We start from the raw sequence: 10,725 nt of genomic DNA on the forward strand, positions 1-10,725 counted from the left end.
CATTCCATTCCTCCTTCGTGGCAAAATCTAAAACAGATTTTGGGCCACTCAGAAGGGGGCAGATCAGGCCCGGTCGATGCCGATGTGGTTCTTGTAACCGAACATCGGGATGGCGAGATCGACCGGCTTGAACGCCTTGGGATCGGCGCCTTCCTTCACCTTGGCCTTGCTATATTTGACGCTCCAGCGCGCATCGCGGTCCTTCTGCCGGAGCTTCGCTGGCTTGGCCTTCCAGTGCTCCGGGATCTTGCCCTCCTTGATCGCCGTCTTCTCGGCCTCGGTGTTGCGCTGCTTGGGCGCGGGCACGACAGTGGCGTCGATGATCTGCCCGCCCATGGCAAGATAACCCCGATCAGTCAGCGCGGCATCGAAGCGGGCGAACAGCCGGTCGATCGCCTTGGCCTTGACCAGCCTCTCGCGGAACAGCCAGACCGTCGTCGCGTCGGGCACCGTGCCCTCGAGCCCCAGGCCGAGGAACCGCTGGAACGACAGCCGATCCTTGATCTGGAACTCGGTGGCCTCGTCCGACAGCGAGTACAGCGCCTGCAGCACCAAGATCTTGAACATCAGCACCGGATCAAACGGCGGCCTGCCGCCCTTGCTGCGAGCGCTCCGCCGAAGCGCCGCCGCCAGCGGTCCACGGAAAACCTCGAAGTCAACAACAGCCGCCAAGCGCTCAAGCGGATCGCCCGCTGCACTCAGTGCTTCGTACCGGTCCGAAAGATCAAAGAAACCAGGCTGTCCCGCCATCACTGCCTCCTCTGCAACGCAGGGGCAGTGAATCAGTTCAAGCCGCTATGCACCAGAGGTTTTTCGAGGCGTCCAGTTGAGTGCCTGAGGCCTGCAAAGGGCCCCATAGGGGCGGTGTGCGTCATCAATCCCAATCGCCCCTCGAGATTCGCGCAGTTTAAAGGCAGTCAGTCGCGCAGTGGAATCTCGTACTTGTTGCAATAGTCTGCGAAGCGTTCCCTGACCTGCGCCTTGGTGATGCCAAATTCACCGATGTCATAGGTGTGCTTGCCGTGCCGCCCCTTGGGATTGGCATCGAGGTGCGCACGCATGCCGCTCTCTACCGCAGCGGTCCACCGCTCTCCGAAGTGATCGTAAAGCCCCTTCATGGCCCCGATCGGGTCGCGCATGAGATCCGTGTAAAGCACATCGTAAATCGCGTCCGGGCCGTGCTCGGCCCGGAATTTCTCGGACCGCGCGATCATGATTTCGAACATTTCCATCATAGAAGTGCCGATAGCGTCCAGATCGACGGTGTCCGACAGCATCTTGCGAACTTCTTTGATGAGGCTGCACGCCGAACCGACAACTTCGAGGGGGTCGCGGTGGGTCATCACCAGTTGCGCGTCGGGGTAGACCGTTGTCAGCGCGTCCAGAAACAGCGGATGCCACGGGTTCTTGAGCGTCCAGCGCCCGCCTTCATTTTCCTGGAGGAGTTGCAGTAGGCGCTTGTGATAGCGAAAGGCCGGCAGATAATCCGCTTCAAGAAACCACTTGCGGTAGGTCGGGACGTAAGTGTTGGATTCGAAGACCTGCGCACAGAACGACTGGGTCATCGAGAACTGGCATTCCGTCGGCCCATCGGGCTCCTCATAGTGGATCGCAGCGATATGCGGCGCATGGACCAGCGCGCCTTCCAGCCGCGCCTTCTCACGCTCGTAGCGGTCACCGGACTTGCGCCCGCCGGTCTGCATCGGGGGCACTGACTCCTGGCTTTCCCAACGCAGGAAGCAGCGGCGCGCAGGATCAGAATCGAGCAGGTTGATGAAAAGCGTTGTCCCTGTGCGCGGCAATCCGAAAACGAACATCGGCCGCTCGATGGGACGATCGAGCAAATCCGGATGGTGCTTGAGATAGTCTTCCACCCGCAGCCGGTTGACGAGCTGCTTGTGGATGAGGCCACGCATGTTCGCCTCGCCCCGCTCGTTCAAACGCGCTTCGCGGTTCACTGCCTCGACGAGGACATTGAGCCCTTCGAGGATCGCGTCATCACCAAGATCGACCAGTTCCGTATCGCTGCGGGCAGCCGCCAGAAGTTCAGTTGTAGATAGCATATTTTTCCATATATGGATATCATACGTTGATAATTGGACTTTTGAGTGTATGCAGTCTGGGAGTCAATGCACAATCGGGGCGGCCATTTGATGGACAGATCGAACAGTCGCGTAGTGGACGTCGTCAATCTTCTGGCGACGTACCCGGCAGAGCGGTTCTCGCTATCGCAGATCGCTTCGAGGCTCGGGCTCAGCCACGGGTCCGCCCACCGCGTGCTGACCACCCTGACCGAGGCGGGCTATGTTTCGCGACACCCTCGCCACAAAACCTTCTCGCTGGGACTTGCCTTGGTGATGATTGGCCAGGCAGCTCTTTCTAGGCACCGCAGCATCGATGCGGCGCGACACGAGATGCGGCTGCTGGCCCAGGACCTGAAGGCGCAGTGCACAGCATCGGCAGTCCTCAACGACGAACTCATCCTGGTCGCCAAGGAGGGAACACCGCAGACCCATGAGGGCGTTAGCCGTATTGGTGAGCGCCGGGCGTTCATTCCGCCCGTCGGCCTTGCGCACGTAGCCTGGGCCCCGCGGCCGGTCCGGCAAGCCTATCTGGCGCGACTGCCTCAAGACATGCAGCCGGCACTGGCCGAACATCTGCTACGCGCGCTTCCTCTTATCCGCAGCCGCGGATATACGATTGCGGCGAACGGCCCCAATCAGACACCGCTGCGCAAGGCGCTCCTGATCGACATCGGGGCACGCCGCGACGATACCTACTGGTCTTCGCTGCAAACCGCTGTTTCAGCACTTACGGCCCCGGAAATTCAGGCCGAGGACCTGGAAGCCGTTGTTGATCAGGGGGCAATCTACATTTCGGCCCCAGTGTTCGGCCCGGACGGTGAAGTTGAGCTTGAGCTCACGCTATCGGGACTTCAGCCGGATCTCGATATAGCCCGGATCAAACAAAGTGTCAGGCGCCTATGCGCCGCTGCTGCCGCCGTCACCGCCGAGAGCCATGGGCGATGCCCGCAGTGAATGCGCGCTTGGCATCGGCGGCGAGATGCGACCGCGCCGCAACAGAACAGCATCCTCCCCAAGGTTGCCAGTGCGCTCACGGAAGAAAGCCGCAAAGTCGGATGGGAGTTGCGCCATCGTGGCATCTATCCATGTGCAACTGCCGCCAGAATGATGGCCTGACTGACAGACTTGGCTTTCGGCGTACCTGCCGCACAGATCGACATTTAAGGCTTCCTGTCGCGATATGCGGGATTGGTGCAAGATTTACAGAACTGGCCACCTTCGAAGGTGCCATTATTCAGGAGTTTGCGAATGACCAAGGTGATGCAAGGGGTTCGGATTCTGGAAGTAGCCCAGCACACTTTCGTGCCGGCTGCCGGCGCCCTTCTCGCTGATTGGGGCGCCGATGTGATCAAAATAGAGCATCCCGTACGCGGCGATGCGATGCGTGGGCTTGTCACGCTGGGCGGTCAAAAGGTCAATCCGCACCGCAACACCTTGATGGAGCATCCCAATCGCGGCAAGCGCAGCGTCGGCGTCGACATCTCGACGTCCGAGGGTCAGGAGCTGATCTACGAGATCGCCAAGACCTGCGACGTGTTCCTGACCAATTATCTCCCGCAACTGCGCCGCAAGCTCAACATCGACGTCGAGCATCTTCGCGCAGCCAACCCGAACATCATCTACGCGCGCGGCAGCGCCTATGGTGACAAGGGACCAGAACGAGAGATTGGCGGTTTCGACGGCACCGCTTTCTGGACGCGCAGCGGCGTAGGCTACTCCATGAGCCCGGCCGAACTCGAAGGCCCGTTGTCGCAGGGTATTCCAGCATTCGGCGATTCGACCGGCGGCATGAACATCGCGGGCGGCATTGCCGCTGCACTCTTCCACCGCACCCAGACGGGCGAGGCGATCGAAGTCGATGTCTCGCTACTCAGCACGGCCTGGTGGTCGGCGGGCACTGCGGTGGACCAGTTCATGGAAACAGGCTCGGTGACCCGCGTCGGCATGCCCAGGTCGGGCGCCAGCGGCATCAATCCGTTCATGGGCAACTACCGGACCGCAGACGGTGGCACCATTAACCTGTGCATCCTGATTCCCGGCCGCTACATCAGCGACACCTTTGCACACCTTGGCGTACCGGAAGCTGCTGAAGATCCCCGGTTCTCAAGCGTCGGGGCCCTTATGGAAAACTGCGCGGAAGCGAGCGCGATCATCGCGCACCAGTTCGCGGAAAAGCCGTTTGCCTACTGGCGCGAGCACCTCAAGACGATGGCCGGACAATGGGCCCCCTTCCAGAGCCTGCTCGATCTCAGCAATGATGAACAGGCGCTCGCCAACGACATGGTGATCGAGGTCGAAGCCTCGGACGGCGGACCGCTGAAGCTGGTCCGCGGCCCGGTGCAGTTCAACCACGCACCGGTCGAAACCACTCGCGCGCCCCAAGCGTCAGAACATACCGAATTGTTCCTCATGGAACTCGGGGTCGAATGGGGCCGGATCGAAAATCTCAAGGCTTCCGGAACCATCGCCTGACCAGGCCGGAAAACGAAGCGGCGGTTTCGATCGCGTCTTCGTTTTCCGGGCCGCCGCGAGATCCGGTACCGGCATTGGAACTCACTCAGCCCGGCAGAGCCCGTACCCCTTTGGGGCTTTTCTCGATCGTGCCTCGCGAGCCATGCGCAGATTGCAGTGCTGCATCCGCCCAGGTTTTTCTACCTTGGTCAATGTTGCACCGCGGATGCAGTTTGCGCTTCAGGGACTGCAAGAATTACTTGTCGGCAATGCCCTGCAAATCCTGCGGTATCCAGTTGGGTTGCCGCTTCTCCATGAATGAACGCATCCCTTCCCGCACTTCCTGACCGTGCGCCAGCGAGGCGAACATCGTCTCATAGTCGATCTGTGCATACTGCTGGTTCAGCATTCGCTTCACATGGGCTCGTGCTTCCGGAGCAGTCCTGAGGATCTGCACCGCCGCCTCGCGCGCTTCGGCGCGAAGCTGGTCGTGCGACACAATCCGTGACACCAATCCGATCTGGTGGGCTTCCGCCGCGTCGATCGTGCGCGCCGAGAGTAAAAGATCGCGTGCCCGTGCCATCCCGACATGCGCGGGCAGAACTGCGGCATATGTGGCATCGACTATACCACGCAACAGTTCGGGAACCCGAAAACTCGCCCGCTCGCTCACGACAGCGATATCGGACATCATGGCCACGAGCAGGCCGCCTGCCTGGCAGATTCCGTTCACTGCGGATATGACCGGCGCCATGCTTTCGCGGATAGCGATGAAAGGCAGTGTCTCATATGTCAGACCGCTCGGCACCTTCTCGTCGTCAGGCTCGTAGCGGCCGCCCAGATCCCCGCCCGGCGCGAATACGTCCCCTGTTCCGGTCAGGATGAGCGCTCTCAAGTCGTTCCCGGGATCGTTCACCAGGCGCACCGCCCGCTTGATACCGAAGTACATGGCCGGCGTGAACGCGTTGCGCGCATGTGGCCGATCGATAGTGCACCACAAGAGGGGACCGTCCTGCTCCAGCTTCAGACATTTCGATCCGACGTCGAATTCACTCATGTCGCCTCCTTCAACCAGGTACATGACCTGGCCATTTTTGCATCTATGCATCGCGCCAATTCACGGCGCCCCTTGATCACCCACGCTCATGAGCTAGCCAAAAAACGCTCGGGCATCCGCCGGACGTTGAAGAGCATCTTCTGGCCGACGCACAAATCACGTTGATTCAAGCTTCTTTGCGGCAAGGGCGCGAAGGTCAGCCGTCTTTATCTTCGCGCTGCCGGTCAACTGCAAATCGGCGGAACCGAAAAACAGAACCCTGCGAGGGACCTTGTAGCTGGCCAGTTTCTCCTTCGCCCAGCTCTGGACGGACTTCTCGTCCAGATGCGCGCCATCATGAAGTACGATGCAAGAGACTACCATTTCGCCCAACGTGTGGTGCGGCACACCGATGGTCTGCACCATCTTAACCTGCGGGCACTCGCAGATCACATCGTCGATTTCCAGCGGGGACACATTGGCCCCGCCCGTCTTGATGATGTCGTTGAGGCGCCCTTCCCAGTGCAGACGCCCCTCGCTGTCGAGCCATCCGCCATCGCCGGTTCGGAAGAAGCCTTCCTCGTCCAGGGTGTCGGCAAGCGGCACGCCGAGGTAGCCAAGCATGAGGGTCGGCCCCTTGACCGCCAGTTCGCCGCGCTCGCCAACCGGCAGCGCGCGCCCAGACTGCGGCTCCACGATCTTTATGATGTTGCCCGGCAGCGGAAGGCCATGACTGTCTCCGGCTTCTTCACGGCTCGTCTGCGCGGGATAAGCGGTGCTGAGGGTAAATGTTTCGGTATTGCCATAGCAGTGGCGCGGTTCGATCCAGCTGGAATTGACCTTTGGATGCCTGGCGATGGGCGAACTGGCATCCACGTAAACCAACGCAGAAAGGTCTGCCTTTTCCCAGTTCGGGGCGCCGATGAGTTGCTCCCACTGATGCGGCCAGGCGAAAAGAAAGTTGACCCTTTCGGCCTCCATCATCTCCAGCGCTTCGGCAGGATGGAAGGTTCGTTGAAGCACGATGGTGCCGCCGCAAGCCAGAGTACCTCCGACAATCATCGAAAAGTTGCCCGACCAGAAGAAGCCATTGGCCGTCCAGCTGCGAACGCCGTCGGCCAGGCCCTGTTGCGGCCCCATCCGCCACATTTGCAAGGCAACGCCGCGATGCGCGGACAGAATACCCTTGGGCCTTGCCGTCGATCCCGACGAAAAGAACAGGGCGCCGGGATCGGCCGGCGAGACTGCCGCAGCTCTCCTGGCCACGCGATCATCAGCCAAGCCCGCTCCACGCTCCAGAAACCCTTGCCAGGTCTGCATTGCGCCTCTCGCTCCTTCCCCCACCATGGCAAGCGAGCGCAGAAACGGGAACACTTCGGATGCGAATGGCTCTTGCGGATCGCGGCCGATCCGGGGATCCAGTTCGCACAGGGTTTCGAGGAAATCCTTCTTGAGAACCGAGCGTTCTAGCAGCAATGTCGACACAGCGGACAGTTCTAGAAGATAGGCCAGTTCGGCAGCGGTCGAGAACGTGCTAATCGGTGCCGCCACGCCGCCCGCCAGGGCCGCGCCGAACACCGATGTCAGGAATTCCGGTCGGTTGGTCATCAGCACACCGACGCGCTCGCCCTTCCCGAGGCCGTCGGCGATCAGGGCCTTGGCCACGGCCATGGAGCGGTTCCACAGGTCCTCGTAGGTCCAACGCTCGACGCGGCCGTCCTCGTTGCGATGAACCAAGGCTTCATGCGCGCCGAAGCGCTGGACAACGTCCTGGAGGAAGCCGCCAAGCGTCAGCGCGCCCAGTCCCTGCTCTTCCGCGAGGGGGATACCGCGTGAAATCGAGACGGCAGGATTAGCTATGTAGCGATGTTCGTTCACAGCTCGTTTCCCATCAGTAAGGCAACTGGACCTCATTGACGGACGACACGACCGTCTTGCCATCCTGATTGGTCATCACCACGTTGATGCGCACAACGGGGAAGCCCCACTCCGATTTTTCGATCTTCTCCACCACTTCGCCCTCGATATAGGTGACATCGCCTTCAAAGGCAGGGCCGCGGAACTCGGACTTGGCATGGCGCACCATACCGTCGTGCCCAGCCCAAAACGCTAGGTAATCGGTATTCCAGGCCGCCATGGTCGCTCCGTAGCCGTAAGCTCGGTGCATGCCGATCTCGCTTGCCCGGCTGTCATCGATATGGCCCCGCGAGGGCCCCAGATAGAGGCCATCGCGCAGGCGCGGATCGATCATGGCGCCTTCCTCATCAAAGCTGAAGCCCTCGATCCAGCCCATGTCCTGGTTGACCCAGCAGTCCTTTACGCCCGGAATGGTGTTCCAGTAAAACGATCCCCAGATATTGAAGATGAAGGCCCGGTATTCGGTAGTGAAGCTGGCGATCGAGTGCGGACCGATGACCCGGCGCGGCAGCTTGTCGCCTAACGAGACCTCTTCGAAATGCGGTGAACGGCCCTCGCGGTTCGACATGAACCAGTCTTTGCGGATCTGGTCGATTTCCGCGAGTTCGGCCTGCGCCCACTTGCGAGGCGTACCAGCGGTCGAAGCGTACATGCCGCGCTTTTCCGCCTCCTTTGCCAGATAGCGGATCACTGTCGGGCAGGACTTGGCGACCAGGTCGCCGCGCTGGTTGCGATGGATCGTATCGCCGCGTTGAAACAGGGTCGGGCCTGCAAATTTGGTGTCGGTCAGCTTGTAGCCGGTGAAGATGCGCTCATGGCTGAGGTGGTCGCCCGGCCTGATGTGCGTACCGTACCACCACCATTCCTCCCCGCCGAAGATCATGTGCTGGCCGTCGATTCTTCCCACGCAGGCCTGGTTGTTACCATGGCCGTAATCCAGCGCCACGGCGATCGACTGGGGCGCAATGATGTCGCCGAACTTGGTGCCCTGTGCGAATAGCTGATCCCAATGGAGCGGGTTCACGTAATCCATCGCCATGACCCAGCGCCGGATATCGGTCTTGCTGCACGGCTCCCAGAGTTCGCCGCCGCCCACCTGATGTCCGAGGCGCCATTCGACGTCCGAGATGTCCATTTTCACCTGGGGATCGCCGTCAGCCATGTCGCTCTCCTTTTCCGGTGAAGTAGTGCGGCGCGAGGCCGTACCGCTCCATTTATTTTGTGGTTGGAAAGGTCCCTGCATCAGCACTTGGCACCAAGGCTTGACGGAATGGGACAAAATCACCGGACGTCACCTTCCGGAAAGCGTCCTTCTGATTTCGCCCGGCGACTGTCCAAACCATCGCCTGCAATTTCTGGAAAAGATCGACTGTTCGGCAAAGCCGAGTTTCTCGGAGATGCGGCGAAAATCGAGTTCGGTCCGCTCCAGATAGTAGAGCGCCAGATCCCGGCGGACTTCGTCCTTCACTTCCTGAAAGCTGCTACCTTCCTGCTTCAATCGCCTGCGCAGCGTCCGATTGTGCAGGTTCATTGCGCGAGCGATCACACCACTCGAACAATCTCCAAGCGATAACCGGCGCATTATCAGCCCACGCACTTGAGCATGGACAGGAGGCCGTTGGGCCGGAAACGCATGCTCAATGTAGCTCACCATGTCACTATGTAATTGCGCGCTGTGCTGCATGATCGGACAAGCGAAGTCCTCGCGCAAAAACACGACGCCATCAGCAGGTTCTCCGAACCTCACTTCGCAACCGAAATAATGGCGATAGGTCCTGCGAGGCGAAATCGGCTCGTGCCGGAAGTGGATCCTGCGGCCTCGGGCATGGCTGCCCGTCATAGCCAGCGCCTCCAGATGCCCAACAAGAAGAATTTGCTCCATGGCCTGCGCCCTGTTCGCTACGTTCCCGAGCAGAAGCTCGTGACCTACGAACGTCTCGCCATTATCTCCCAAGGGATGCAACCATATCCGCGCTGCACGGCTGTGTGCATTGCTATGCTCGCACGCGAATATCACGGCTTCGCCGAACGTCTTTGAATTGCGCATTACCTGCCCGAGCGGCCCGAAAATGCTGCCGCCCTGTTGCCTCTGCGCCAATCTCATGCCGAGGTCCGGGCATTTCAGAACCTGGGCCGCGATTTCGAGCAGTGTGATCGATTGCCGATAGGTCAATTTCCCCCATCCACCGGCAAATTCGATGCTCGCAATGCTTGCAGCTCGGAGAAGTTCCGAAACATCGCCCTCCAGTTCGGAGACGAGCTCCGGAAAATGCCGCAGCAAGTGGGCATTGAGGTTTTCGAATGCTACGTCCTCGGAAACGGAAGCCACGTTGTACCTCCTTGGCTTCGTAGTTGGGTGCGTATATTCCAACGCCGATACCGCTAGTCAATGCAGAGGCGATTGCGAAATTTAACCTGTGACAGTCAGAATTGATCGAACCAATTCTACATTGACCATCTCGAATTCGTAAATATAGGACCTGATCCAGATCCAGAACATACCGTCATTTGCAACCTACATGAGGCTTTATTGATTTGAATATCGCAGAAATCCATCACATTAATATTTCGAAAATCCCTCTTGTAGAACATATAATATATTGTAGTAATATTTTCATTGAACTGATAAAAATATCCTATATTTTGTTTTCATTTTTACTAGGCTCAGGACCCATTGATTGGTTGAGGGCGATGTGATTCATGCTCCAGGAGGAGACTGAGCATGAGCGACCTGTACTGGCTAACGGACGAGCAGATGGCGCGGCTTTCGCCGTATTTTCCCAAGAGTCATGGCAAGCCCCGGGTCGATGACCTGCGCGTGCTGAGCGGGATCATCTTCGTCAATCGCAACGGTTTGCGCTGGCGTGATGCGCCGAGGGAATACGGTCCGCACAAGACGCTCTACAACCGCTGGAAACGTTGGGGCGAGATGGGCGTGTTCGGCCGGATGATGGCAGGTCTTGCCGCCGGAAGGGCAGAGCCCAAGACCGTCATGATCGATGCGACCTACTTGAAAGCGCACCGCACAGCCTCGAGCCTGCGGGTAAAAAAGGGGATCTTGGGCGCCTGATCGGGCGCACCAAGGGCGGCATGAACACCAAGCTTCATGCGATCACCGACGCCCAATGGTCGGCCCTTGAGCTTCTTCATCACCGCCGGCCAGATCAGCGATTAACAGGTTGCGGAAAAAGGGCGTCGCCGTGGCCGGCAGTGCCCAGCCTTCGGGGTAGTGGTGCG

General features: G+C 59.6%; 7 protein-coding genes and 2 pseudogenes. 3 read left to right on the forward strand and 6 right to left on the reverse strand.

The annotated features are described in order from the left end of the window. Positions 1–69 precede the first annotated feature (69 nt). Together IEX64_RS23405 and IEX64_RS23410 are read right to left on the reverse strand one after the other, a co-directional pair. Positions 70–750: pseudogene (locus IEX64_RS23405) on the reverse strand (transposase); the annotation flags it as partial. A gap of 167 nt (positions 751–917) precedes the next feature. Then, complete coding sequence (locus tag IEX64_RS23410) at positions 918–2,063, reverse strand: sulfotransferase family protein (RefSeq protein ID WP_188823801.1); 1,146 nt, start codon at positions 2,061–2,063, stop codon at positions 918–920. Positions 2,064–2,177: 114 nt separating this feature from the next. Here IEX64_RS23410 and IEX64_RS23415 point away from each other — a divergent pair, with 114 nt between their 5' ends. Both IEX64_RS23415 and IEX64_RS23420 read left to right on the forward strand, forming a co-directional pair. Further along, positions 2,178–3,038, forward strand: a complete 861-nt coding sequence (locus IEX64_RS23415; protein WP_188823802.1) for a helix-turn-helix domain-containing protein — start codon at positions 2,178–2,180, stop codon at positions 3,036–3,038. Positions 3,039–3,332: 294 nt separating this feature from the next. After that, positions 3,333–4,556 (forward strand): CaiB/BaiF CoA transferase family protein, encoded by a 1,224-nt coding sequence (locus IEX64_RS23420; protein WP_188823804.1) that lies wholly within the window; start codon positions 3,333–3,335, stop codon positions 4,554–4,556. Positions 4,557–4,791: 235 nt separating this feature from the next. Here the strand turns inward: IEX64_RS23420 and IEX64_RS23425 are convergent, their stop codons facing one another. From IEX64_RS23425 to IEX64_RS23440, 4 genes are all read right to left on the reverse strand, one after another. Then, a complete protein-coding gene (locus tag IEX64_RS23425) occupies positions 4,792–5,592 on the reverse strand; it encodes an enoyl-CoA hydratase/isomerase family protein (protein WP_188823805.1) in 801 nt (266 codons plus the stop codon). 156 nt (positions 5,593–5,748) lie between these two features. Beyond that, positions 5,749–7,449, reverse strand: coding sequence for a class I adenylate-forming enzyme family protein (locus IEX64_RS23430; RefSeq protein WP_229710703.1), 1,701 nt, complete (start codon positions 7,447–7,449; stop codon positions 5,749–5,751). A gap of 13 nt (positions 7,450–7,462) precedes the next feature. Then, positions 7,463–8,650, reverse strand: a complete 1,188-nt coding sequence (locus IEX64_RS23435) for a MaoC family dehydratase (RefSeq protein ID WP_188823808.1) — start codon at positions 8,648–8,650, stop codon at positions 7,463–7,465. A gap of 129 nt (positions 8,651–8,779) precedes the next feature. After that, complete coding sequence (locus IEX64_RS23440) at positions 8,780–9,817, reverse strand: AraC family transcriptional regulator (RefSeq protein WP_188823809.1); 1,038 nt, start codon at positions 9,815–9,817, stop codon at positions 8,780–8,782. A 393-nt stretch (positions 9,818–10,210) separates the two neighbouring features. On the opposite strand from IEX64_RS23440, the pseudogene IEX64_RS23445 reads away from it, so the two are divergent. Then, a pseudogene (locus IEX64_RS23445) lies at positions 10,211–10,660 on the forward strand (IS5 family transposase); the annotation flags it as partial. Positions 10,661–10,725 lie beyond the last annotated feature (65 nt).

It is taken from the genome of Novosphingobium indicum (genome assembly GCF_014645195.1).
Taxonomy (GTDB): Bacteria; Pseudomonadota; Alphaproteobacteria; order Sphingomonadales; family Sphingomonadaceae; genus Novosphingobium; species Novosphingobium indicum.